21 protein-coding genes are annotated in these 23,938 nt (G+C 78.6%); 15 read left to right on the forward strand and 6 right to left on the reverse strand.

Features of this window, described 5'->3' with window-relative positions; genetic code table 11:
• Window positions 1–77: 77 nt before the first annotated feature.
• Genes D5H78_RS11630 through D5H78_RS11640 form a run of 3 tightly spaced genes read right to left on the reverse strand, consistent with a single transcriptional unit; the run spans window position 78 to window position 2,764 of the window.
• Complete coding sequence (locus D5H78_RS11630; protein ID WP_119950665.1) at window positions 78–1,850, reverse strand: acetyl/propionyl/methylcrotonyl-CoA carboxylase subunit alpha; 1,773 nt, start codon at window positions 1,848–1,850, stop codon at window positions 78–80.
• Window positions 1,851–1,860: 10 nt separating this feature from the next.
• Entirely contained in the window at window positions 1,861–2,523 is a 663-nt protein-coding gene (locus tag D5H78_RS11635; protein ID WP_119950666.1) for a Maf family protein, read from the reverse strand.
• Between the two features lie 10 nt (window positions 2,524–2,533).
• Window positions 2,534–2,764 carry an acyl-CoA carboxylase epsilon subunit gene (locus D5H78_RS11640; protein WP_119950667.1) on the reverse strand — a complete coding sequence of 77 codons (231 nt, stop codon included), beginning with the start codon at window positions 2,762–2,764 and terminating at the stop codon, window positions 2,534–2,536.
• A gap of 87 nt (window positions 2,765–2,851) precedes the next feature.
• Here D5H78_RS11640 and D5H78_RS11645 point away from each other — a divergent pair, with 87 nt between their 5' ends.
• Window positions 2,852–3,904, forward strand: coding sequence for a class I SAM-dependent methyltransferase (locus D5H78_RS11645; RefSeq protein ID WP_119950668.1), 1,053 nt, complete (start codon window positions 2,852–2,854; stop codon window positions 3,902–3,904).
• A 25-nt stretch (window positions 3,905–3,929) separates the two neighbouring features.
• Here D5H78_RS11645 and D5H78_RS11650 read toward each other — a convergent pair whose 3' ends face one another.
• Window positions 3,930–5,549, reverse strand: coding sequence for an acyl-CoA carboxylase subunit beta (locus tag D5H78_RS11650; RefSeq protein ID WP_119950669.1), 1,620 nt, complete (start codon window positions 5,547–5,549; stop codon window positions 3,930–3,932).
• Window positions 5,550–5,618: 69 nt separating this feature from the next.
• Between D5H78_RS11650 and D5H78_RS11655 the strand changes: the two genes are divergently transcribed.
• The 9 genes from D5H78_RS11655 (at window position 5,619) to D5H78_RS11695 (ending at window position 17,291) form a co-directional block, all read left to right on the forward strand.
• The gene (locus D5H78_RS11655) at window positions 5,619–6,488 is read left to right on the forward strand and encodes a biotin--[acetyl-CoA-carboxylase] ligase (protein WP_119950670.1); all 870 of its coding nucleotides are present in this window, start codon (window positions 5,619–5,621) and stop codon (window positions 6,486–6,488) included.
• 9 nt (window positions 6,489–6,497) lie between these two features.
• Window positions 6,498–7,532: an adenylate/guanylate cyclase domain-containing protein gene (locus D5H78_RS11660; protein WP_218566526.1), complete on the forward strand. Its 1,035-nt coding sequence runs from the start codon at window positions 6,498–6,500 to the stop codon at window positions 7,530–7,532.
• A gap of 10 nt (window positions 7,533–7,542) precedes the next feature.
• Complete coding sequence (locus tag D5H78_RS11665) at window positions 7,543–8,349, forward strand: enoyl-CoA hydratase/isomerase family protein (RefSeq protein WP_119950671.1); 807 nt, start codon at window positions 7,543–7,545, stop codon at window positions 8,347–8,349.
• Between the two features lie 122 nt (window positions 8,350–8,471).
• Window positions 8,472–10,076 (forward strand): GGDEF domain-containing protein, encoded by a 1,605-nt coding sequence (locus tag D5H78_RS11670; protein WP_165865712.1) that lies wholly within the window; start codon window positions 8,472–8,474, stop codon window positions 10,074–10,076.
• Window positions 10,077–10,152: 76 nt separating this feature from the next.
• Window positions 10,153–11,280, forward strand: coding sequence for a MalY/PatB family protein (locus D5H78_RS11675; protein WP_218566527.1), 1,128 nt, complete (start codon window positions 10,153–10,155; stop codon window positions 11,278–11,280).
• The gene (locus D5H78_RS11680) at window positions 11,280–12,113 is read left to right on the forward strand and encodes a putative RNA methyltransferase (protein WP_119950673.1); all 834 of its coding nucleotides are present in this window, start codon (window positions 11,280–11,282) and stop codon (window positions 12,111–12,113) included. The genes D5H78_RS11675 and D5H78_RS11680 overlap by 1 nt, the downstream gene beginning before the upstream one ends.
• 128 nt (window positions 12,114–12,241) lie before the next feature.
• A complete protein-coding gene (locus D5H78_RS11685; RefSeq protein ID WP_119950674.1) occupies window positions 12,242–15,142 on the forward strand; it encodes an SCO7613 C-terminal domain-containing membrane protein in 2,901 nt (966 codons plus the stop codon).
• A gap of 54 nt (window positions 15,143–15,196) precedes the next feature.
• A complete protein-coding gene (locus D5H78_RS11690) occupies window positions 15,197–15,868 on the forward strand; it encodes a response regulator transcription factor (protein WP_119950675.1) in 672 nt (223 codons plus the stop codon).
• Between the two features lies 1 nt (window position 15,869).
• Window positions 15,870–17,291 (forward strand): sensor histidine kinase, encoded by a 1,422-nt coding sequence (locus D5H78_RS11695; protein WP_119950676.1) that lies wholly within the window; start codon window positions 15,870–15,872, stop codon window positions 17,289–17,291.
• On the opposite strand, the gene D5H78_RS11700 is transcribed toward D5H78_RS11695, so the two are convergent.
• Window positions 17,219–17,761, reverse strand: a complete 543-nt coding sequence (locus D5H78_RS11700; RefSeq protein ID WP_218566528.1) for a GtrA family protein — start codon at window positions 17,759–17,761, stop codon at window positions 17,219–17,221. The two genes, D5H78_RS11695 and D5H78_RS11700, sit on opposite strands and share 73 nt — an antisense overlap.
• Window positions 17,762–17,850: 89 nt before the next feature.
• On the opposite strand from D5H78_RS11700, the gene D5H78_RS11705 reads away from it, so the two are divergent.
• Window positions 17,851–19,029 carry an acyl-CoA dehydrogenase family protein gene (locus D5H78_RS11705; protein ID WP_119950677.1) on the forward strand — a complete coding sequence of 393 codons (1,179 nt, stop codon included), beginning with the start codon at window positions 17,851–17,853 and terminating at the stop codon, window positions 19,027–19,029.
• 6 nt (window positions 19,030–19,035) lie between these two features.
• The gene (locus D5H78_RS11710) at window positions 19,036–19,701 is read left to right on the forward strand and encodes a cyclase family protein (protein WP_119950678.1); all 666 of its coding nucleotides are present in this window, start codon (window positions 19,036–19,038) and stop codon (window positions 19,699–19,701) included.
• A 15-nt stretch (window positions 19,702–19,716) separates the two neighbouring features.
• Here D5H78_RS11710 and D5H78_RS11715 read toward each other — a convergent pair whose 3' ends face one another.
• On the reverse strand, window positions 19,717–21,519 hold the full coding sequence (locus D5H78_RS11715; protein ID WP_119950679.1) for an MDR family MFS transporter: 1,803 nt from the start codon (window positions 21,517–21,519) through the stop codon (window positions 19,717–19,719).
• A 123-nt stretch (window positions 21,520–21,642) separates the two neighbouring features.
• On the opposite strand from D5H78_RS11715, the gene D5H78_RS11720 reads away from it, so the two are divergent.
• The 3 genes from D5H78_RS11720 to D5H78_RS11730 all read left to right on the forward strand — a co-directional run bounded on the left by D5H78_RS11720 (window position 21,643) and on the right by D5H78_RS11730 (window position 23,931).
• Complete coding sequence (locus D5H78_RS11720) at window positions 21,643–22,806, forward strand: 5-(carboxyamino)imidazole ribonucleotide synthase (protein ID WP_119950680.1); 1,164 nt, start codon at window positions 21,643–21,645, stop codon at window positions 22,804–22,806.
• Window positions 22,803–23,303: a 5-(carboxyamino)imidazole ribonucleotide mutase gene (purE, locus tag D5H78_RS11725; RefSeq protein WP_119950681.1), complete on the forward strand. Its 501-nt coding sequence runs from the start codon at window positions 22,803–22,805 to the stop codon at window positions 23,301–23,303. Before D5H78_RS11720 ends, purE begins: the two co-directional genes overlap by 4 nt.
• A gap of 160 nt (window positions 23,304–23,463) precedes the next feature.
• A complete protein-coding gene (locus D5H78_RS11730) occupies window positions 23,464–23,931 on the forward strand; it encodes a DUF2243 domain-containing protein (RefSeq protein WP_119950682.1) in 468 nt (155 codons plus the stop codon).
• Window positions 23,932–23,938: the final 7 nt, after the last annotated feature.

Genomic DNA, 23,938 nt, shown 5'->3' on the forward strand with positions numbered 1-23,938 from the left:
TGCAACGACCGGCGCGCCCGGCGAGTGCCCGGCGGGCACCGTCCCGGCGCCCCCCTGCTGCCCGCCCGGCGCGGGCGTCAGTCGGTGATCTCGCAGACCGCCGCGCCGCTGGTGAGCGTGGCGCCGACCTCGGCCTGCAGGCCGGTGACGGTGCCCGCGCGGTGGGCGTTGAGCGGCTGCTCCATCTTCATGGCCTCGAGCACGAGGACGAGCTCGCCGGCCTCGACCCGCTGCCCCTCCTCGACGGCGACCTTGACGACGGTGCCCTGCATCGGCGAGGTGAGCGTGGTGCCGCCGGCGGCCGCGGCGGTGGTCCGCCCGCGCGAGCGCTTCGGCCGGGGACCCGCCGCCGCGGCGGGGGCCGCACCGGCGCCCAGCCCGGCGGGCAGGACCACCTCGAGCCTGCGCCCGCCGACCTCGACGACGACCCGCTCGCGGGGCTGCTCCTCGGGAGCGCCCGGCGCCCCCGGCGCGGGGGCCCACGGCGCGACGCCGCCCGCCCACTCGGTCTCGATCCAGCGGGTGTGCACGGTGAAGGGCTCCGCGGACCCCTCGAGCTCCGGGGCGAAGGCGGGGTCGGCGACGACGGCGCGGTGGAACGGGATGACCGTCGGCAGGCCCTCGACCTCGAACTCGGCGAGGGCGCGCGCGGAGCGCTGCAGGGCCTCGCGGCGGGTGCGGCCGGTGACGACGAGCTTGGCGAGCATCGAGTCGAAGCCGCCGCCGACGACGCTGCCCTGCTCGACGCCGGCGTCGAGGCGCACACCGGGCCCGGACGGCGGGCGCCACGTGGTGACCGGGCCGGGCTGCGGCAGGAAGCCGCGGCCCGCGTCCTCGCCGTTGATGCGGAACTCGATCGAGTGCCCGCGCGCGGGAGGGTCGTCGTAGCCGAGCGGCTCGCCCTCCGCGACGCGGAACTGCTCGCGCACGAGGTCGATGCCGGTGACCTCCTCGGTCACGCAGTGCTCCACCTGCAGGCGCGTGTTGACCTCGAGGAACGAGATCGTCCCGTCCTGGCCGACGAGGAACTCGCAGGTGCCGGCGCCGACGTACCCGGCCTCGGCGAGGATCGCCTTGGACGCGCGGTAGAGCTCGGCGCGCTGCGCGTCGGACAGGAACGGCGCGGGGGCCTCCTCGACGAGCTTCTGGTGCCGACGCTGCAGCGAGCAGTCGCGGGTGGAGACCACGACGACCGCCCCGTGCTGGTCCGCGAGGCACTGGGTCTCCACGTGCCGCGGCCGGTCGAGGTAGCGCTCCACGAAGCACTCGCCGCGGCCGAACGCGGCGACCGCCTCGCGCACCGCGGAGTCGTACAGCTCGGGGACCTCCTCGAGCGTGCGCGCGACCTTGAGCCCGCGCCCGCCGCCGCCGTAGGCCGCCTTGATGGCGACCGGCAGCCCGTGCTCCTCGGCGAACGCGAGGACCTCCTCGGCGCCGGAGACCGGGTCGGGGGTGCCGGCGACGAGCGGGGCGCCCGCGCGCTGGGCGATGTGCCGGGCGCGGACCTTGTCGCCCAGCGCGTCGATCGCGGCCGGGGGCGGGCCGATCCAGGTGAGGCCGGCGTCGAGCACCGCCTGGGCGAACCCGGCGTTCTCGGCGAGGAAGCCGTAGCCGGGGTGCACCGCGTCGGCGCCGCTCTCGCGGGCGACGGCCAGGAGCTTGTCGACGTCGAGGTACGTCTGCGCGGCGGTCTCGCCGCCGAGCGCGAAGGCGTGGTCGGCCACGCGCACGTGCGGGGCGTCGCGGTCGGGGTCGGCGTACACCGCCACGCTCGCGAGCCCCGCGTCCGCGCAGGCCCGCGCGATGCGCACCGCGATCTCGCCGCGGTTGGCGATGAGGACTGTCCGCACTCGTGCCTCCTCAGCAGTCCGGGCGAGCATAGGGCTGGGCCGCCCAGAGGTCCGCCACCCGCACCCCGTGCGCGGCGAGCAGGCGGCGCAGCAGCGGCAGGGACACCCCGACGACCCCGTGCGGGTCGCCGTCGACGCCCTCGACGAACCACCCGCCCAGCCCGTCGAGGGTGAAGGCGCCGGCGACGGCGAGGGGCTCGCCGGTGGCGACGTACGCCTCCACCTCGGCCTCGTCGACGTCGGCGAAGCGCACCGTCGTGGAGGACACCGCGGCGTGCTCGACGCCGTCGCGGAGCAGGCAGTGCCCCGTGCGCAGGACGCCCTCGCGCCCGCGCATCGCCCGCCAGCGGCGGCGGGCCTCCTCGGGCTCGTACGGCTTGCCGAGCGCCGCGCCGTCGAGGTCGAGGACCGAGTCGCAGCCCAGCACCAGGGCGCCGGGGACCCGCTCCGCGACGGCGCGCGCCTTGGCCCGCGCCAGCACGAGCGCGAGCGAGCCCGGGTCGGGCGCGCCCAGCGCGTCCTCGTCGACGCCGCTGACGACGACGTCCGGGTCGACGCCGGCCGCGCGCAGGGACGCCAGGCGCGCCGGGGAGGCGCTGGCCAGGACGAGGCGGGGGACGGGGCGGGGACCGGGCGGTGCGCCGGCGGGCGCGGCGGCGAGGGGGTCGGGCACGCGCGGGAGCCTAGGACGGGCGCGCGCTGCCCACCCAGCCGCCGGGGGCCGCGCGCAGCGGCGCCCGCAGCGCGCGGGCCGGGTCGGACCAGCCGCCGGGGCGCGGGCCGCGGGGGCGCGGGGCCGCGGGGGCGGGCGCGGGGCGCGCGGCGAGGGCGGCGACGAGCGCGGCCACCTCGTCGTCCGACGGCGCCCCGCGGACCACGGTGAGCACGGGCGGGGCGGCGTCGGGCGCGGTCACCCGCCCATCGTCGCCGCTGGTCGCCCGCCCTGTCGAGCCGGCCCTGCGCTACGGTCGCGGGACCCGTACGAGGCCCGGAGGGGACCCATGGCGACCACGGCGACGCCGACGACGCCGACGACGCCGGAGGTGGCGCGCTACTGCGCCTCCTGCGGGCGGGCCGTCGACGCGTTCCTGCCCGGCCCGGGCGGCAAGCGCCCCGACGCGGCGTGCCCGCGCTGCGGCAGCCTCGAGCGGCACCGCTTCCTGTCGGTCCTGCTCGACGGCATGGCGCCGTACCTCGCGACGGCGCGGGTCGTGCTCGACATCGCGCCGAGCAAGCAGACCGTGGCGCACCTGCGCCGGCACGTGCAGGGGCACTACCTGCGCGTCGACTTCGACCCCTCGGCGGACCGGCGCGCCGTCGACGTGCAGGCCAGCGTGACGGACCTGCCGCTGCCGGACCGCTCGGTCGACCTGCTGCTGTGCTTCCACGTGCTGGAGCACGTGCCGGACGACCGGGCGGCGATGCGCGAGCTGAGCCGCGTGCTCGCCGGCGGCGGCGTCGGGTTCGTGCAGGTGCCGTGGCGCCCGCACACGGAGACCGACGAGGACCCGGCGGCGCCGGAGGAGGAGCGGGTGCGCCGCTTCGGGCAGGCCGACCACGTGCGCTACTACGGCCGGGACTTCGAGGACCGCCTGCGCGCCGAGGGGCTCGACCCGGTGCGGCTCACCCCGCGCGCGGTGCTCAGCCCGGACCTCGTGCGGCGCTGGGGGCTCCTGCCCGACGAGGTCGTGTGGCTGGTGCGCCCGGCCGAGGCCGGCGCGCGCGCACCGCTGGGGGACGCGGTGCTGCCCGAGGGGGCGGGCCGCCCGACGGCCCTCGTCGCGCTCGGCGACTACGCCGCCCGGCACCCGGGCCTGCGCTCGGACCTCGACCGCGCCAAGTCGCGCTTCGAGGGCGCCGTCGAGCGCCTGGAGGCGGTGCGCGGCGAGGTCGTCGACCTCACGGCGCGCCTGCGCGAGGCCGAGGCCCGCGCCCGGCGCGCGGAGAAGCGCGCGGGCAAGTGGGAGCGGGCGTACCGCGAGCTCGCCGCGCAGCCGCCGATCCGCCTCGCCCGCGCGCTGCGGCGCCGGGTCGCGCGGGTCGTGAGCCGCTGAGCGGTCCGCAGGGCCCGGCCCGCGCTCAGAGCGGGATGTTGCCGTGCTTCTTCGGCGGCAGCGTCGCGCGCTTGGTCCGCAGCGCCCGCAGCGCCCGCACGACCTGCACCCGCGTCTGCGAGGGGGCGATGACCGCGTCGACGTAGCCGCGCTCGGCGGCGACGTAGGGGTTGGCGAGGGTGTCCTCGTACTCCTGCACGAGCTGCGCGCGGCGGCCCACCGGGTCCTCGGCCTCGGCGAGCTCGCGCCGGTAGAGGATGTTCACCGCGCCCTGGGCGCCCATGACCGCGATCTGCGCGGTCGGCCACGCCAGGTTGATGTCGGCGCCGAGGTGCTTGGAGCCCATGACGTCGTACGCCCCGCCGTACGCCTTGCGGGTGATGACGGTGACGAGCGGGACGGTGGCCTCGGCGTACGCGTAGAGCAGCTTCGCCCCGCGGCGGATGATGCCGCCCCACTCCTGCGACGTCCCGGGCAGGAAGCCCGGCACGTCGACGAAGGTCAGCACGGGGATCCCGAAGGCGTCGCACGTGCGCACGAAGCGCGCGGCCTTCTCCGACGCGTCGATGTCGAGCGTGCCCGCCAGCTGCGAGGGCTGGTTGGCCACGACGCCGACCGCGTGCCCCTCGACCCGCCCGAACCCGCAGAGGATGTTCGGCGCGAAGAGCGCGTGCACCTCGAGGAACTCCCCGCCGTCGAGGACGTGCTCGACGACCGTGTGCATGTCGTACGGCTGGTTGGGCGAGTCCGGCAGCAGGGCGTCGAGCTCGAGGTCCTCCTCGGTGACGTCGAGGTCCACCGGCTCGTCCTCGAGGACCGGCGGCTCCTCGAGGTTGTTCGAGGGCAGGTACGACAGCAGCGCCCGGACGAAGTCGATCGCGTCGGCCTCGTCGGCGGCGAGGTAGTGGCTGTTGCCGCTGCGGCTGCCGTGGGTGCGGGCGCCGCCGAGCTCCTCCATGCTCACGTCCTCGCCGGTGACCGTCTTGATGACGTCGGGCCCGGTGATGAACATGTGCGAGGTCTGGTCGACCATCACCGTGAAGTCGGTGATGGCGGGGGAGTAGACGGCGCCGCCGGCGCACGGGCCCATGATGAGGCTCACCTGCGGGATGACGCCCGAGGCGTGCACGTTGCGCTTGAAGATCTCCGCGTAGAGCCCGAGGGAGACGACGCCCTCCTGGATGCGCGCGCCCCCGGAGTCGTTGAGCCCGACGAGCGGGCAGCCGGTCCTGAGCGCGAGGTCCATGACCTTGACGATCTTCTCGCCGAACACCTCGCCGAGGGAGCCGCCGAAGACGGTGAAGTCCTGCGCGAAGACGCAGACCCGGCGCCCGTCGACCGTGCCGAACCCGGTCACGACGCCGTCGCCGTACGGCCGCGTCCGCTCCAGCCCGAAGGCGCTCGAGCGGTGCCGGGCGAACTCGTCGAGCTCGACGAACGAACCCTCGTCGAGCAGTGCCGCGATGCGCTCGCGCGCGGTGCCCTTGCCCCGCGCGTGCTGCTTCTCCACGGCGCGGGCCGACCCGGCGTGGGTGGCCTCCTCGGCGCGCCGGCGGAAGTCGGCGAGCTTGCCGGCCGTCGTGTGGACGTCGGGCTGCCCGGGCGGGCCGCCCGCGGTGCTGGGGTCGACGGGCTGGGCGCTCACCGGCTGTCCTCCTGCTGCGCGGACCGCTGCCCGGGCCGTGCTGCCCGGGCGGGTCCGTAGCCTAGCCACGTGCCCGAGCCCGACCCGCCCGGAGCGAGGCCGCCCTCCGCGTGGAGCGACCTGGCCCGCCCGCCGCTGCGCGAGCGGGCCCTGGCCCGCGCGCTCGAGGGCGACGAGCCGTGGCGGCGGGTCCGCGTCGTCGCGGCGACCGGCTCGACGAACGCCGACGTCGCCGAGCGGGCGCGCGCCGGCGAGGCCGAGGGCCTCGTCCTCGTCGCCGAGCACCAGACCGCCGGGCGCGGGCGGCTCGACCGCACGTGGACCGCGCCGCCGCGCTCCGGGCTCACGCTCTCGGTGCTGCTGCGCCCGGGGCCGGGGGTCCCGGTGGCCCGGTGGGGCTGGGTGCCGCTGCTCGCCGGCGTGGCCGTCGCGCACGCCGTGACGCGGGCGGCCCGGGTCGACGTGCGCCTGAAGTGGCCCAACGACGTGCAGGTCGGCGGGCGCAAGGTCGCGGGCCTGCTCGCCGAGCGCGCGGGCGACGCGGTCGTGGTCGGCATCGGGCTCAACGTCTCGCTGACCGCGCAGGAGCTGCCGTCCGACGCGGCGACCTCGCTGGCCATGGAGGGGGCGCGCACCCTCGACCGCGACACGCTGCTGCGCGCGCTCCTGCGCGAGCTGGGGCGCACGTACCGGGGGTGGCGGCTCTCCGGCGGGGACCCCGCGGCGGGGCTGCGCGACGCGTACGTCGAGCGCTGCGCGACCGTCGGGCGGCGGGTGCGGGTGCTGCTCCCCGGCGGGGCGGTCCTCGAGGGCGAGGCGGTCGACGTCGACGCGGACGGCCGGCTCGTCGTGGCGCACGGCGGCGGCGACGGCCCCGGCGCGCCGGACGGGCCGGGCCTGCAGGCGGTCGCCGCGGGTGACGTCGTCCACGTGCGGTAGGAGTGTGCGGTGGCGCAGGAGTGGGGCGACGAGGAGGGCTGGGAGCCGGAGGACGTGGCGGCCCGGCTGGAGAAGCGGCTGCTCGGGGGCGAGCGGGTCTACACGCGCGACCGGATCTGCGAGCTCGCGGGCGTCTCGGTGGAGCAGGCGCGCCGCTACTGGCGGGCGATGGGCTTCCCCGACGTCGGGGACGACACGGTCGCCTTCACCGAGGCAGACCTCGAGGCCCTGCGCCGGCTGCTGGCGCTCGAGGGCGAGGGGGTCCTGGACCACGAGTTCGCCCTGAGCATCACCCGCGCCCTGGGGCACACCCAGGCCCGGCTCGTGGAGTGGCAGGTGCAGGCGCTGCTCGAGGACCTCATGGAGCGGCGCTGGCTGCGCCCGCGCGACGCCTCGCTCACCGCGGTCGCGCTCGCGGGCGAGCACCTCGACGACTGGGAGCACCTGCTCGTGTACGCCTGGCGGCGCCAGCTCGCCGCCGTGACCGGGCGCGCGCTGCTGGTCTCGCAGGGGCGTGACGACGCCGCGCAGGAGGGCTGGCGGACGGTCGGGTTCGCCGACCTCGTCTCGTACACCCGGCTGTCGCAGCGGATGGACGAGCGCGCGCTCGGGCGGCTGGTGAGCCGCTTCGAGCGGCTGTCGCACGACACCGTCGCCGGGCGCGGCGGGCGGGTGGTCAAGACCATCGGCGACGAGGTGCTCTTCGTGGCGGACCGGGCCGAGGACGCGGCCGCGATCGCGCTGGACCTCGCCGAGACCATGGCCCGCGACCCGGTGCTGCCCGACGTGCGGGTGGGGCTGGCGACCGGCGGGGTCGTGTCGCGGCTCGGCGACGTCTTCGGGCGCACCGTCAACCTCGCGAGCCGGCTCACCGCGCTCGCCCAGCCGGGCACCGTGCTGTGCGACCGGGCGACCGCCGCGCAGCTCGCGGACGCACCGGGGCTCGAGCTCGACCGCGAGCGGGTGCGGGCCGTGCGCGGGTGGGGCCTCGTCGAGCCGGTGGTGCTGCGCCGCGCGGCGCCCGCGGACGGCGCCCCGGGCTAGGGTGCCGCGGGTGGGTGACCCGGACCACGGCGACGAGCCGCTGCTGCAGCTGCTGCACCACGAGGACGGGCGCGTCGCCGAGGTGGTCCTGGACCGCCCCCGCGCCCTCAACGCCCTCAGCACCCGCATGGTCGACGCGCTCGCCGGCGTGCTCGGCCGGCTCGGCGCCGACCCGGCGGTGCGCGCGGTCGTGCTGTCCTCCTCGTCCGCACGGGCCTTCTGCGTGGGCGCGGACCTCAAGGAGCGCGCCGGGTTCGACGACGCGGCCCTGCTGGCGCAGCGCCCGCGGTTCCGGGCGGCCTTCGCCGCCCTGCTCGCGGTGCCGGTCCCCGTCGTCGCGGCGGTGCGCGGGCACGCCCTCGGCGGCGGGTACGAGCTCGCCCTGTCCTGCGACGTCGTGGTCGCCGAGCCGTCGGCGGTGGTCGGCCTGCCGGAGGTGGGCGTCGGGCTGGTGCCGGGGTGCGGCGGCACGCAGCTGCTGCCGCGCCGGGTCGGTGCCGGGCGGGCGGCCGAGCTGGTGCTCACCGGGCGCACGGTCGGCGGCGAGGAGGCGCTGCGCCTCGGGCTCGTCGACGTGCTCGCCGCCCCGGGCGGCGCGCTCGGGGAGGCCCGGGCCGTCGCGGCCCGCGCCGCCGCCGCCTCGCCGGTCGCCGTGCGGGCGGCCAAGCGCGCCCTGCGCCGGGGGGCGGACGCGGACCTGGCCACCGGCCTCGAGGTCGAGGACGCCGCCTGGCGCACCGCCGCGCTGTCCGCCGACCGGCGCGAGGGCGTCGCCGCGTTCGCCGAGCGCCGCGCCCCCCGCTGGACCGGCGCCTGAGGGTGGGGACCGGGGACGCGGGGGCGGGCACCCGCGACGCACCGCAGCCGTCCACCCGCCGTCCGGATGATCCTGGTCCGTCCGGCGGCGCGCGACGCATCGTGCGCGGCAGGATCTGCCGGGTGGGGGACGAGCGGGCCGGCGCAGCGGGGCTCCCCCCGCGCGCCCTCGCGGGCCTCGTGGCCCTGTCGCAGGCGCTCGCGCAGCAGCTCTCGCCCGACGACCTCCTGCTCGCCTGCGCCCGCGCGGGGCGCGAGGCCCTCGGCGCGGCCACCGTCTCGGTGTCGCGCTGGGACCGCGAGCTCGGGCTCGTGCGCACGCTGGTGAACGACGGCGAGCTCGCCGACGGCGAGGTGCCGCTGCCGCTCGACGAGGCGTACCCGGTGGCGGAGTACCCCGTGCTCACCGGCTTCGCCCAGCACGGGCACGGCTGGACCACCGCGGAGGACGACCCGGCGCTGACCCCCGCGGAGCGCGCCCACCTCGGCGCGCGGGGCCGCCCGTACGTCCTCGGCGCCCCCGTCGTCCTGCAGGGCCACGCGTGGGGCGAGCTCTACGCGTCCCGGCGGCGCGACCAGCCGCGCTGGGGCGAGGACGACGTGAGCCTGGCCGGGCTCGTCGCCGAGCTCGTCGCGACCGGGCTGCTGCGGGCCGGCGAGCTGGAGCGGGTGAGCCGGCTCGCGTACTCCGACCCGCTGACCGGCCTGGCCAACCGCCGCGCCCTCGACGAGGCCGCGGAGGCGGCCGTGGCCCGGCACCGCGGCGCGGGCGTCCCCGTCGGGGTGGTGCTCTGCGACGTCAACAACCTCAAGGTCGTCAACGACCGCGACGGGCACGAGGTGGGCGACGAGCTCATCGTGGCCTTCTCCGAGCAGCTCTCGGCGGCCGCGAGCCGCGTGCCGGGCGCCCTCGCCGCGCGCCTCGGCGGCGACGAGTTCTGCCTGCTCGTGGAGGGTGCCGTCCCCGACGCCGTCGTCGCGCTGGCCGAGGACGTCGCCGCCGCGGCGCGCTCGCTGCCGGGCGGGTACGGCGTCAGCGTCGGCGTGGCCTGCGTCCCCGACGCGGTCGGTCCCGTGGAGAGCGCGCGCCGCCTGCTGCGCCTGGCCGACGCCGCGCAGTACCGGGCCAAGCGCGCGGGCTCGCGCCACGCCGTGGTGGCCGGGCGGCCGCTGCCGCTCGGCACCGCGCCGGCGCTGCCGGCGGTGCCCGAGATCGAGCCCGGCGTCCCCGAGCGCCGCCGCGTCTTCGCCCGCTCGCAGGCCGACGCCGGGGCGGTCCTGGCGGCCGCCACCGGCGCCCTCGACCGGCACCGCGGCGCGGGCGCCCAGGAGCGGCTCGAGGTCGTCGCCGGCACCCTGGCCGGGGCCCTCGACGCCGCCGGCTGGTGCGTCGTGCGGGCGCCCGCCGACGGGCCCCCCGCGCCCGTCGCCCTGTCGCCGGGGAGCGAGCGGCTCGTGCTGCCCCTGACCGCGGACCGGCCCGCGGGCGCCGCCGCGCTGGCCGGCGGCGGGGCCACGGTGCTCACCGGGAGCCCCTCCAACGACCCCGTCCTCGACGCCCGGCTCGTGGCCGCCGGCGCCGCGGCCGTGGTGGTCGCCGGCGGGCCGGAGCGCGGCCGCGACGGGGGGGGCTGGCTGCTCGAGGTCGTCACCGACGAGGTGAGCGCCGGCGTCCAGGGCCTCGCGCCCGCCGTGCGCGCCCTCGTGTCGCTCGCCGTCCACGGCTGAGGCGCGCGCACCCCGCCCGCGGCGGGTGCGGACGGGCCGGGGCCCGCGGGGTGGGCGGGGCTGGCAGGGTGGGGCCGTGGCGCCCCCCTTCGACCTGCCCCTCGACCGGCTGCGCGCCCGGCGCAGCGCCAAGTGGACGACGTACCCGCCGGGGGTCCTGCCGCTGCCGGTGGCGGAGATGGACGTGGACCTCGCGCCACCGGTCGCCGCGGCCCTGCGCGCGGCGGTGGAGCGCTCGGACACCGGCTACGCCGGCGACGTGGCCCCGCTCGTCGCGGCCTTCCGCGGGTTCGCCGCGCGCCGGTGGGAGTGGGAGGTCGGCGCCGGCGACGTGACCACCTGCGCGGACGTCGGGGTCGGCACCACCGAGCTGCTGCGCGCGGCGCTGGCCCCGGGCGACGGGGTGGTGCTCATGCCGCCGCTCTACCCGCCGGTGCGCGGCTGGCTCGCCACCGTGGGCGCGGTCCCCGTCGACGTGCCGCTGCTGGAGGGGCGCATGGACCTCGGGGGCGTGGACCGGGCGCTCGCGGACGGCGCCCGCGCGGTGTTCCTGTGCCACCCGCACAACCCCACGGGTCGGGTGCACGGGACCGACGAGCTGCAGGCGCTCGCCGAGCTCGCGCTGCGCCACGGCGCCCTCGTCGTCGCCGACGAGATCCACGGGCCGCTGGCGCCGCGCTTCACGCCGTACCTCACGGTGTCGGGGACCGCCCGGGCCACGGGCGTCGCGCTCACCAGCGCGTCCAAGGCGTGGAACCTCGCGGGCCTCAAGTGCGCCCTGCTCGTCGCCCAGGGGGAGGGGCCGCGCGAGCTGGTCGGTCGGCTGCCGCACGAGACGGTGTGGGGCGTCGGGCTCCTCGGCGCCCTGGCCGCGGAAGCCGCTTTCCGCGACGGCGAGCCCTGGCTCGACGGCCTGCTCGCCGGGCTCGCCGCGAACCTCGACCTGCTCGGCCCGCTCCTCGCCGAGCACCTGCCCGAGGTGGGGTACGCCCGCCCCGAGGCCGGCTACCTCGCCTGGCTGGACTGCCGCCGGCTCGGGCTCGGGGACGACCCGGCCGCGGCGTTCCTCGCCGCCGGGGTCGCGCTGGTCCCCGGCCCGGACTTCGGCCCCGGGGGCGCGGGCTTCGCCCGGCTCAACGCCGCCTGCCACCCCGACCTGCTGCGCGAGGCCGTGCGCCGGATGGCCGCCGCCCGGGCCGCCTAGTGCTGCCGCAGGTCGTGGCGCTGCTGCGCTGCCCGGTCTGCGTGGAGGGGCTCGCCGCCGCCGGGCCCTCGCTGCGGTGCCCGCGGGGGCACGCCTTCGACGTGGCGCGCCAGGGCTACGCGAACCTGCTGCCCGGCGGCGCCGCGACCGGCACCGCCGACACCGCGGCGATGGTCGCGGCCCGCGCCGAGCTGCTGGGGGCCGGGCACTACGCCGCCGTCTCCGGCGCCCTCGCCGGTGCCGCGGCGGCCGTCGACGCCCCCGGCGCCGTCGTCGACGTCGGCGCGGGCACCGGGCACCACCTCGCCGCGGTGCTCGACGCCTGCCCCGCCCGCGTGGGCCTCGCGCTCGACCTGTCCAAGCACGCCGCGCGCCGGGCGGCGCGCGCCCACCCGCGCGCCGGCGCCGTGGTCGCCGACGCCTGGGCGCGCCTGCCCGTGCGCGACGGCGCCGCCGCGGTCGTCCTCGACGTCTTCGCCCCGCGCAACGGCGCCGAGGCCGCCCGCGTCCTCGCCCCCGGGGGCGCGCTGCTCGTCGTCACCCCCACGCCGCGGCACCTCGCGGAGGTGCGCGGGGCGCTCGGGATGCTCGAGGTCGGCGGGGCGAAGGAGGAGCGCCTGGGCCGCGCGCTCGCGCCGCACCTGGACGAGGAGGCCTCCCGCGACGTCGAGGCCGACCTGGACCTCGGCCGCGACGACCTCGTCCGCCTCGCCGCGATGGGGCCCAGCGCCTTCCACGCCACCCCCGCCGAGCTCGCCGCCCGCGCCGCGCGCCTGCCCGGGCAGGTGCGCGTCGGGCTGTCCGTACGGCTCTCGGTGTGGCGCCGGCGGTGACCCCCGCTCCGCGGTGACCCCCGGCCGGGACGCCCGGTCGGGCGCACGGGTGCCCCGCACGGCCGACGGCGACGCGGCTGAGTACGCGTACCCGGGTGCCGTGGCGCCGCGGCGCCGACGCTGGGCGGGTGACCGACACCCGGCTGCTCACCGACCCCACCCGCTGCCCCGGCTGCACCGCGCCGCTGGCCGGCGGCGCGCGCTGCCCCGCCTGCGGGCTCGCGCTGGACCACCCGCTGCTCCCGCAGGTCTGGGGCCTGTCCGTGCGCGTGCGGGCGCTGCTCGACGAGCGCGAGGCGCTGCTCGCCCGGGTCAGGGCCGGCGCCCCGGCGTCGTCCCTGCCCGCCGCCCCGCGTCCGCGGCCCGTCGAGGTGCCTGCCGCGCCGGCGCCCGTCCCGCCGCCCCGGCGGGACTGGACGCGGGCGCGCGTGCGCACCGTGCTCCTGGGGCTCGGCGCGGCGCTGCTGGCCCTCGCGGCGGCGGTGTTCCTCGTCGTGTCGTGGGGCGTGCTCGGGGTGAGCGGGCGCTCGGCGGTGATGCTGGGCGCCACCGCCGCGGCCGCGGGCGCCGCCGTCGGCTGCGCGCGCCGCGGCCTCGGCGCCACCGGGGAGGCGCTGGGCGCTCTCGCGCTGGCCCTCGCGCTGCTCGACGTGCTCGCGGCACGGCTCGTCGGGCTCGCCGGGCTCGACCGGCTCGCGGCCGCCCCCGCCTGGGCGCTGGGCACGGCCGTCCTCGCGGGCGCCTGCGCGGGGGGAGCGGCGCTGGAGCCGCTGCGCTCCTGGCGCCTGGGCGCCGCGGCCCTCGCGCAGCTGCCGCTGCCGCTGCTCGCCCTGCACCTGCTCCTCGCGTCGGCGGCGGACGCCGGCGTCGTCCCGGCCGGCGCCCTGCTCGTCGCGCACGCGCTGGCCGGTGCCGCCGCGCTGCGGGTACGGCGCCTGCCCGCCGGCACCCGGCCCGTCCTCGCCGCCGGGGCGGGCGGCGCCTGGCTCGGCGCCGGGGCGCTCCTCGCGTGCGCTCACCTGCTGGACGCCGGCGCCGCCACCGGTACGGGCGCCTCGGCGCTGCTCGTCGTCCTCGCCGGCGCCGCCCTGCTCGCCCCCGCCGGTGGGCCCGGGAGCGCGGGCCCCGCCGGGAGCGCGGGCCCCGCCGGCGGCGCGGGCCGGACCGCCCTGGACGCCGCCGCGGCCGCCGCGGCCCTGGCGGCCGGGCTCCTGCCGGCCGTGCTCGCCGCGCCCGCCCGCGCCGTGCCCGCCACCGCGGGCGCCGTCGCCCTCGCCGGCGCCCTCGCCCTCGTGCTCGCCGCCCGCCGGCTCGGCCCGGGCGCCCCGGCGCTGCGGGCCCGCCTGGGGGTGCCCCTCGTGGTGCCCGGCGCCGTCGGGCTGCTCGCCGTCCTCGCCGTGGCCGAGGAGCTCGCCGCGACCGCCCTCGGCCCGGCGGTGCACGGGCCCGCGCCGTGGACGGCGGCCGGCGCGACCGTCCCCGCGGCGGCGCTGCTGCCGGCGCCCGCGCCGGGCGCGTGGACGGTGGCCGCCCTCGTCACGGGCGCCGCCGCGCTCGCCACCGCCCTGCGCGGCGCCGGGCGGCGCCGCGCCGCGGCCGGGACGGCCGGTGCGGCCGCCCTGCTCTGCGCCGTCCTCGCCGCCCCGGTCGCCGGGCTGCCCTGGGCGCTCGCCGTCGCCCTCGAGGGCCTCGTCGGCGCCGGGCTGCTCGTGGCCGCCCGCTCGCTGCGCGCCCCCCTCGGCGGGCGGCACCTCGCCCTCGCGGGGGCGCTGCTCGCCGGGCGGGCGCTCGCCTGGTCCCTCGCGCACGACCGCACCTCCGTCGTGGCGCTCGCCGCGGCCCTCGCCCTGCTCGTGCTGCTGCGCTCGCGCACCCCGGAGCCGCGCCCGGCGCGGGCGCTGGAGGCCGTTGCCACCGCCGCGGCCCTCGCGCTCGCCGTGGCGGCGGTCGCGCTCGCCGGCGCCGGCCCCCGCGGCGCGGGGGCGGTCCTCGCGCTCGCCGCCGCGCTGGTCGCCGCCGGCTGGCTGGCCCTCGGGGTGCTCGCGGGCACCGCCGCGGCGCCGCGCCGCGGGGCGGTCGACGTGGCGGGCGCCGGCTGGGTGCTCGGGCTGCTCCTCGCCGCCCCCGACGAGGGGGCCGCGCTCGCCGCGGTGGGCGCCGGGCTCGCGGTCCTCGCCGCCGCGTCCGCCGCCGGTCCCGCCCCCTGGCGGGCGTGGGCGGCGACCGGCGCGGTGCCCCTCGCCGTGGCGGCGGCCGCGCTGGCGGCGCTGCTGGCGGAGGCCGGCGTCCCGTCGGCCGCCCTCGCGGGGTCCGCCGTCGCCGCGGCCCTGCTCGCGGCGGGCTCGCTCGGCGGCGCGCACGTCCCCTGGCCCACGGCGCCCGCGGCCACCGCGGCGGCGGCCTGCGCGGCGCTCGCCGCCGCGGCGACCGCCCCCGACGCCGGCGCGCTCTGGCGCGCCCTGCTCGCCGTCGGCACCGGCGCCGCGCTCGCGGCCGCCCGCCCGGCGCCCGGCCTGCCCCGCCGCCCGCTCGCCGTGGCCGCCGCGCTGCTGCTCCTCGCCTCGGGCTGGGTGCGCCTGGCGCTCGCCGACGTGCGGGTCCCCGAGGCGTACGCCCTGCCCGCCGCGGCCGTCCTGCTCGGGGCCGGCCTGCTGCGCCGCCGCGCCGAGCCGTCGACCGGCTCCTGGGCGGCGTACGGCAGCGGGCTCGTCCTGGCCCTCCTGCCGCCGGTCCTGCTGCTCGGCGACCTGCCCGCTGCCCGGCCGCTGCTCCTCGGGGCCGGCGCGCTCGCGGTGCTCCTCGCAGGTGCGCGGGCCCGGCTGCAGGCGCCGGTCGTCCTCGGCGGGGCGGCGCTGGCGGTGGACGCGGCGGTGCAGGCGAGCCCGTACGTCCTCGCCGTCGCGGCCGCCACCCCCCGCTGGGCGCTCATCGCCGCGGCCGGCGCCCTGCTGCTCGCGGTCGGCGCGACGTCCGAGGCGCGGGCCCGGGACGTCCACCGGGTCGCGGCGGCGGTGCAGCGGCTCGGGTGACGGGCGGGCCGACCGGCGGTGCACGGGCGGTCCGACCACCTACCATGCCTGCTCATGACCCGAGTGCTGCTGGCCGAGGACGACCAGGCGATCTCGGAGCCCCTGGCGCGCGCCCTGCGCCGGGAGGGCTACCACGTGGAGGTGCGCGCCGACGGCCCGCACGCCCTCGAGGCGGCCGTGGGCGAGGGCGCCGACCTCGTCGTGCTCGACCTGGGCCTGCCCGGCATGGACGGGCTCGAGGTGTGCCGCCGCCTGCGCGCGGAGGGCCTCGGCGTCCCGGTCCTCATCCTCACCGCGCGCGCCGACGAGGTCGACACGGTCGTCGGGCTCGACGCCGGCGCGGACGACTACGTCACCAAGCCGTTCCGCCTCGCCGAGCTGCTGGCCCGCGTGCGGGCGCTGCTGCGCCGCGGCGCCGTCGAGCACAGCACGGGGGTGCAGGGCGTCCACGTCGACGTCGACAGCCACCGCGCGTGGCTCGACGAGGAGGAGCTGAGCCTCACCGCGAAGGAGTTCGACCTGCTGCGGGTGCTGCTGCGCGAGGCCGGCAAGGTCGTCACCCGCGAGCAGCTCATGCGCGAGGTCTGGGACACCTCCTGGTGGGGGTCGACCAAGACGCTCGACATGCACGTGTCGTGGCTGCGCAAGAAGCTCGGCGACGACGCGACGAACCCCCGGTTCATCACCACGGTGCGCGGCGTGGGCTTCCGCTTCGAGCGGGACTGACGTGCGGCGGCGGGTCGTCCAGTCCACCCTCGCGGTGGTCGTCGTCGCCCTCGCGCTGCTCGGCGTGCCCCTCGCGGTCGCGGGCGTGGTGACGGCCAGCGCGATGGAGCAGCGCGACGTCGACCGCGTCGCGAGCACCGTGGGCGCGGCGGTGGAGCGGCGGCTGGAGAGCGGCGAGCCGGTGACGGTCTCGGTGCTGGACCGGCTGCCGGAGGACGCGTACGCCGTCGTGCGGGTCAACGGCGTCGTCGCGGTGCAGCAGGGCGAGCCGCAGTCCCGGCCGGTGCAGGCGGAGTTCCAGTCGGCGACGACGTCGGTGTACGTCGAGCAGAGCGGCATCGCGCTGCTCGCCACCCAGATCCGCGTGGTGCTGCTCGTCCTCATCGCCTCCGTCGTGGCGGTGGCCGCCGCGGTGGTGCTGGGCGTCTTCCAGGCCCGGCGCTTCGCCGAGCCGCTCGACGACCTGGCGGCGCGCGCCCGCCGGCTCGGCGCGGGCGACACCCGCGGGTCGTTCCCCCGCTACGAGATCGCCGAGGTCGACGAGGTGGCGCGGGCGCTGGACACCAGCGCGGGGCGGGTCGCGTCGATGCTGGCCGCCGAGCGGCAGTTCGCCGCCGACGCCTCGCACCAGCTGCGCACCCCGCTCACCGCCCTGTCGATGCGGCTCGAGGAGATCCTCGCCAGCGACGACCAGCAGGCGGTGCGCGAGGAGGCGGCGATCGCCCTGGGGCAGGTCGAGCGGCTCTCGGGCGTCGTCGACGACCTCCTCGCGGCCAGCCGGGAGTCCCGCAGCGGCAGCGCGGTGCCGGTCGAGGTCGACGAGGTGCTGACCCAGCAGCTCGCCGAGTGGGCGCCCGCGTTCGGCGCCGCCGAGCGCCCGGTGCGCCTGGAGGGCCAGCGCCGGCTGCGGGCCGTCACCAGCCCGGGGGGCCTCGCGCAGGTCGTCGCGACCCTGCTCGAGAACAGCCTCATGCACGGCGCGGGGCGCACGACGGTGAGCACCCGTCTCATGGGCGTCTGGGTGGTCGTCGAGGTGACCGACGAGGGCCCGGGCGTGCCGCCCGAGCTCGGCAGCCGCGTCTTCGAGCGCGCCGTCAGCGGCACGTCGAGCACCGGCCTGGGCCTGGCGCTCGCCCGCGACCTGGCCGAGGCGGACGGCGGGCGCCTGGAGCTCGTGCGCCAGCGCCCCCCGGTGTTCGCGCTGTTCCTCGGCGTCGCCCCCGGGCCCGCCGACGTCGCCGCCGCGGCGCCGGTCGCCGCCGGTGCCGGCGCGTCGCCCGCCAGCCGCCGCGCCCGCCCGGTCGAGGGCGCCCGCCGCAGGCCGCCGCAGCCGGCCGCCGCGCCGCGGGGTCAGGCGACGGGCGAGCGCTCCGCCTCGGGCGCCAGCTCCGGGGCGACCGCCGGGAAGACCCAGCGGCGGTAGGCCCAGAACCGGAACGCCGTGCCCAGGGCGAGGCCCACGCCGTTGGCCGCGACGTTGTCGGCCAGCGGGCTCGTGAGCCCCAGGACGTAGTGCGAGAAGCCGAGGCAGGCCAGCGAGATGGCCAGGCCGATCCCGTTGAAGAGGAAGAACAGCGCGTACTCGCGCCGCACCCCCGGGCGGCCGCGGTGGCGGAACGTCCAGTGCCGGTTGCCGAGGTACGCCACCGTGGTGGCGAGCACGACGGAGACCGTCTTGGACGTCAGCGGGCCCAGGTCGAGCCCGACGCGCAGCAGGTTGAAGGTGCCGACGTCGACGACGAAGGCGAGCGCGCCCACCGTCCCGAACTTCAGCAGCTCGCGGACCAGGTGGCCCGTGCGGGCCCGGCCCGCGTCGAGCAGCCGCTGCAGCAGGGCGAGGGGTCCCGCGAGGGTCCCGGCGAGGGGCCCGCGGCGGGTGCTCTGCTCGTGCACCGTACGAGCCTAGCCGCCGGGGCCGTCGTACAGTGCCCACGCCGCCGCGACCCGGCGGGACACCTGCCTGCGACGACGGAGGTAGCGGGATGGACGCGACGACGGGGCTCTCGACCGGGCTCTCGTACGGGCTGTCGGAGGAGCACGAGGCGCTGCGCAAGACCGTGGAGGAGTTCGCCCGCGAGGTGGTCGCCCCGGTCGCCGCGGAGCACTACGTGCAGGGCACCTTCCCGTACGACGTGGTGCGCCAGATGGGGCGGATGGGCCTGTTCGGGCTGCCGTTCCCCGAGGAGCACGGGGGGATGGGCGGCGACTACTTCGCGCTGTGCCTGGCGCTTGAGGAGCTCGCGCGCGTCGACTCGTCCGTCGCGATCACCCTCGAGGCCGCGGTGTCGCTCGGCGCGATGCCGATCCACCGCTTCGGCACGCCGGAGCAGCGGGAGCGGTGGCTGCCGCGGCTGCTCGCCGGCGACGGGCTGGGCGCGTTCGGGCTCACCGAGCCCGGCGCGGGCTCGGACGCGTCGATGCTGCGCACCACGGCGCGGCTCGAGGGCGGGGAGTGGGTGATCGACGGCGCCAAGTCGTTCATCACCAACTCGGGCACGGACATCACCGACCTCGTCACCGTCGCGGCGGTCACCGGCACCGGCCCGGACGGGCGCAAGGAGATCTCCACCGTCGTGGTGCCGAGCGGCACGCCCGGGCTGGCGGTGGCCCCGCCCTACTCCAAGGTCGGCTGGTGCGCCTCCGACACCCGCGAGCTGGGCCTGGCGGGAGTGCGGGTGCCCGAGGACCACCTGCTGGGGGAGCGCGGGCGCGGCTACGCGCAGTTCCTGCGCATCCTCGACGAGGGGCGGGTCGCGATCGCGGCGCTGGCGGTGGGCCTCGCGCAGGGCTGCGTCGACGAGTCGGTGCGCTACGCGAAGGAGCGCGAGGCCTTCGGCCGGCCCATCGGCGGGCACCAGGCCGTGGCGTTCGCCATCGCCGACATGGAGGCGCGCGCGCACACCGCCCGCCTCGCGTACTACGACGCGGCGGCCCGCATGCTCGCCGGGCGGCCCTTCAAGCGCCAGGCCGCCATCGCCAAGCTCGTCGCCTCCGACGCGGCCATGGACAACGCGCGCGCCGCCACCCAGGTGCACGGCGGCTACGGCTTCATGAACGACTACGCCGTCGGGCGCTTCTACCGCGACGCGAAGATCCTCGAGGTGGGCGAGGGCACGTCCGAGGTGCAGCGCATGCTCATCGCGCGCGACCTGGGCCTCTAGCCCGCGGTGCGCGTCCACCGCGCCGTCGACCTGTCGGTGCCGCTGGGCCCGTCGACCCAGGTGCTCCCCGGCGACCCGCCGGTGGTGCTGGAGCCGGCGGCGGTGCTGGCGCGCGACGGCTTCAACCTGCTCGCCCTGCGGCTCGGCTCGCAGTCGGGCACGCACGTCGACGCGCCGCACCACGTGCTCGACGGCGGCGCCCCGGTGGACGCCCTCGACCTGCGGCTGCTCGCCGGGCCGGGGGTCGTCGTCGACGCCACGGGCCGGCCGCCGCGCTCGGGCCTCGGGCCGGAGGTCCTCGCGCCGTACGAGGACCGGCTCGGCCCCGGCGTGGTCGTGCTGCTGCGCACGGGCTGGGACCAGCACTGGGGCACGCCGGCGTACCTCGACCACCCGCACCTCGAGCCGGCGGCCTGCGAGCGGCTGCTGGCCCTCGGCGTCCGCACGGTGCTGCTCGACGCCCCGAGCATCGACCCCACCCCGCGCGCCGGCGAGGCCCTCGGCCCGCTGCCCTGCCACCACCTCCTGGCCGCGGCGGGCGGGGTGGTGGGGGAGAACCTGCGCGGGCTCGGCGCGGTCGACTTCGCGCCCTTCGTCGTGTGCCTGCCGCTGCGGCTCGAGGGCGGCGACGGCGCGCCGGTGCGCGCGGTGGCCCTGGACCTGCGGCCGTGAGCGCGGCCCGCCGGGTCAGCGGCGGGCCGCGCCCGGGTGGCCCTCAGCGAGGGCGGGGCCGCGCTCGTCCGGGCCGCCGGGGCGGACCTGCACGTCGCCCCCGACGGGGCTGCCGGCGACCGCGGTCGCGCCGGCCTCCCGGTCGACGGCCCCGTCCCCCTGCCGGTCGCCGCCCTCGAGCGCCTGCCCGGCGCCGGGCGCCGCCCCCGCGGGGGCGCCGCCGTCGGCGGCCTGCTGCGCCCCCGCCGCGGCCTGCCCGGTGCGCAGCGGCAGCTCGCGCAGGAAGAGCACGGTGAGGAAGCCGACGAGGGCGAAGGGGGCCGCGGCGAGGAAGGTGGTCTGCAGCGCCTCGTTGAAGCCGACGACGACGGCGGTGTGCAGCGGCTCGGGCAGGGCCGCGATCTGCGCCGGGCTGCCGAGCGACGGCGCGCCGCCCTGCAGCTGCGACGCGGGGACGCCGGAGGCCGCGAGCTGGGCGGGGATCGTGTCGCCGAGGCGGTGGGTCAGCAGGGCGCCGAACGCGGAGACGCCGACCGCGCCGCCGAGGGAGCGCCAGAAGGTGGCGCCGGAGGTGGCCACGCCGAGGTCCTCGCGGGCGACGGCGTTCTGCGTGGCGAGGACGAGCACCTGCATCGACAGGCCGATGCCGGAGCCGGTGACGAACATGGACGCGCTGACGAGCCAGAACGAGGTGTCCGGCTCGAGGAGCGAGAGCGAGGCGAGCCCGGCGGCGGCGATGAGCAGGCCGAGGACCGGGAAGAGCTTGTACCGGCCGGTGCGCACGATGACCCGCCCGGAGCCGATGGAGGCCAGGAGCAGCCCGACCATGAGCGGGATGGTGTGCAGGCCGGAGGCGGTGGGCGACTGGAGCCGCACGACCTGCAGGTACTGCGGCAGGTAGATGATCGCGCCGAACATCGCGACGCCGACGACGAGCCCGGCGAGGCTGGTGATGCGGAAGGTGTGGTTGGCGAACAGGTGCGGCGGCATGATCGGCTCGCTGGTGCGGCGCTCCTGCCGCACGGCGAGGACGAGCAGCGCGACGGCCGCGGCGAGCAGGCCGGCGGTCCAGCCCGAGGCCCAGGCGAACTCCTTGCCGCCGAGGGACAGCACGAGCAGCAGCGCGCTCACGCTGCCGACGATGAACAGCGCGCCCCACCAGTCCACGGCGGCCTGGCGGCGGGGGAAGGGGAACTGCAGCGAGCGCTCGGTGACGACGAGGGCGAGGATCCCGATCGGGATGCCGACCCAGAAGCACCAGCGCCACGACAGGTGCTCGACGAGGAAGCCGCCGGCCAGCGGGCCCGCGACGGTCGACAGGCCGAAGACGGCCCCGATGTACCCCTGGTAGCGCCCGCGCTCGCGGGGCGTCGTGACGTCGCCCATGATCGCCTGGGTCATCGCCATGATCCCGCCGACGCCGAGGCCCTGCAGGGCGCGCGAGCCGATGAGCATGCCCATGTCCTGGGCGAAGCCGCTGACGAGCGAGCCGACGAGGAAGATCGCGATGGTCGACTGGAAGATGGTCTTCCGGCCGTAGAGGTCGGACAGCTTGCCCCACACCGGCGTCGAGGCGGTCGCGGCCAGCAGGGTGGCCGAGACGACCCAGGAGAGCTGGTCCTGCCCGCCGAGCTCGCCGACGATGGTCGGCAGGGCGGTGCCGACGATGGTCTGGCTCAGGGAGGCCACGAGCATCCCGAGCATGAGGCCGGTGAAGACCGTGAGGATCTGCCGGTGGGTCAGCTGCGGCGGCTCCTGCGCGCTCCCGCCCGGCGCCACCGCCTCCCGCTGCGCGGCCTCGATCGTGCTCTGCGCCATGTGCGGCGGCTCCCCTCGTCGTCGTCCCCGTGCGCCCCGCGGCCCGGTTCGTTGCATGCAGCAACCACGCGACCGTACCCGTTGTTCCGGGGCCGGCGCACGCGGTCGCTAGGGTGTCGCCCCGTGGGCTTCCCGGTCGTCGGTGTCGTAGGCGGGGGCCAGCTGGCCCGGATGATGCAGCCGGCGGCGGTGGCGCTCGGCGTGCGGCTGCGGGTCCTCGCGGACCGCGCGGACGACAGCGCCGCGCAGGTGGTGCCGGACACCGTCGTCGGCGACTACCGCGACCTCGACGTGCTCCGCCGCTTCGTCGACGGCGTCGACGTGCTCACCGTCGAGCACGAGCACGTCCCCACGGGGCACCTGAGCGCGCTGGAGGCCGAGGGGGTCCCGGTGCGGCCGGGGCCGGGGGCGCTCGTGCACGCCCAGGACAAGGGCGTGATGCGCGAGGCCCTGAGCGCGAGCGGCGTCCCCTGCCCGCGCTGGGCGCTGCTGCCGGGGACGTACGACGACGCCCGGGCCGCGCTGGAGGCGTTCGCCGGGGCGGGGGAGTGGCCGGTCGTCGTCAAGACCCGCCGGGGCGGCTACGACGGCAAGGGCGTCTGGGTCGTCGGCTCCCTCGCCGACGCCGAGGACCTGCTGCGCAGCCCCGCGCTGGCCGACCCCGGCCTGCTCGTCGAGGAGAAGGTGCCGTTCACGCGCGAGCTGGCCGCGCTCGTCGCGCGCAGCCCGCACGGCCAGGCGGTCGCCTACCCGGTCGTCGAGACGCTGCAGGTCGACGGGGTGTGCCGCGAGGCGCTCGCCCCGGCCCGCATCGACGAGGAGCACGCGGTCGAGGCCCAGCGCGCGGCCCTGCGCATCGCCGGCGACCTCGGCGTCACCGGCGTCCTGGCCGTCGAGCTCTTCGACACCCCGGGCGGGGTGCTCGTCAACGAGCTCGCGATGCGCCCGCACAACTCGGGCCACTGGAGCATCGACGGCGCGGTGACCAGCCAGTTCGAGAACCACCTGCGGGCGGTGCTCGACCTGCCGCTCGGGTCGCCGGCGGCGAAGGCGCCCACCCTCATGGTCAACGTGCTCGGCGGCGCGTTCGAGGAGATGTACAGCGCCTACCGGCACGTCATGGCGCGCGACCCCGGGGTGAAGGTCCACCTCTACGGCAAGCAGGTGCGCCCCGGGCGCAAGGTCGGGCACGTCAACGTCCTGCGCGCCCCCGGCGAGGCGCTCGAGGACCTCTACGAGCGCGGCCGGCACGCCGCCGGCTACCTGAGGGGGGACGTCGTCGCATGACCGCGCCGCTCGTCGGGGTCGTCATGGGCTCCGACTCCGACTGGTCCGTCATGGAGGCGGCCTCGCAGGCCCTCGACGAGTTCGGGGTGCCGCACGAGGTCGACGTCGTCTCGGCGCACCGCATGCCGCTCGCCATGGTCGAGTACGGCTCCTCGGCCGCCGCCCGCGGCCTGCGCGCGATCGTGGCCGGCGCCGGCGGCGCCGCCCACCTGCCGGGGATGCTCGCCGCGGTCACGCCGCTGCCCGTCATCGGCGTCCCCGTGCCGCTGAGGCACCTCGACGGGCTCGACTCGCTGCTGTCCATCGTGCAGATGCCCGCGGGCGTCCCGGTCGCGACGGTGTCCGTGGGCGGCGCCCGCAACGCGGGCCTGCTGGCCGTGCGGGTCCTCGCCGCCGCCGACCCGGCCCTGCGCCAGCGCATGGAGCGGTTCCAGGACGGGCTGCGCGAGGCCGCCGAGGCCAAGGGCCGCGCCCTGCGCGAGCGCACCGCCCGCTGACCCCGCCCCCGCCCATCGCCGCCCCACCCGGCCGCGATCATGCACCTCCCCGGCGGTGATCCTGCACCTCCCCGGCGCTGAGCCTGCAGCGCCCGGCGCCCGGGGGGATGGGCCCGCGCGCACGGGGTAGCGACCCCGGGACGAGGGCGGGAGGCATCGCATGGCCGTACGGCCGCAGGAGCGCACGGGCACGCTCGAGCGCGGCCGGTCCGTGCTCGCCACGGCGCTGCTCGGCATCGGGCTCATGGCGGCGGTCGACGAGATCGTCTTCCACCAGCTGCTGGGCTGGCACCACTTCTACGACCGCTCCACGGCCCCGGTCGCGCTGCTCTCCGACGGGCTGCTGCACGCCGTGGAGCTCGTGCTCGTCGTCGGCGGCGGGTTCCTGTGGGCCGACCTGCGGCGCCGTCGTGCGCTCGCGCCGCGCTCGGCCTGGGCGGGGCTGCTGCTCGGCGCCGGCGGCTTCCAGCTCTTCGACGGCCTCGTGGACCACAAGGTGCTGCGGGTGCACCAGGTCCGCTACGGCGTCGACCTGCTGCCGTACGACCTCGCCTGGAACGGCGCCGGCCTCGTCCTGCTGCTCGCCGGCGCCGGGCTCGCGCTGCGCGCCCGCCGCGGCCGTCCCTGAGGTGGGC

Origin of the sequence: Vallicoccus soli, assembly GCF_003594885.1 — a bacterium.
Lineage (GTDB): Bacteria > Actinomycetota > Actinomycetes > Motilibacterales > Motilibacteraceae > Vallicoccus > Vallicoccus soli.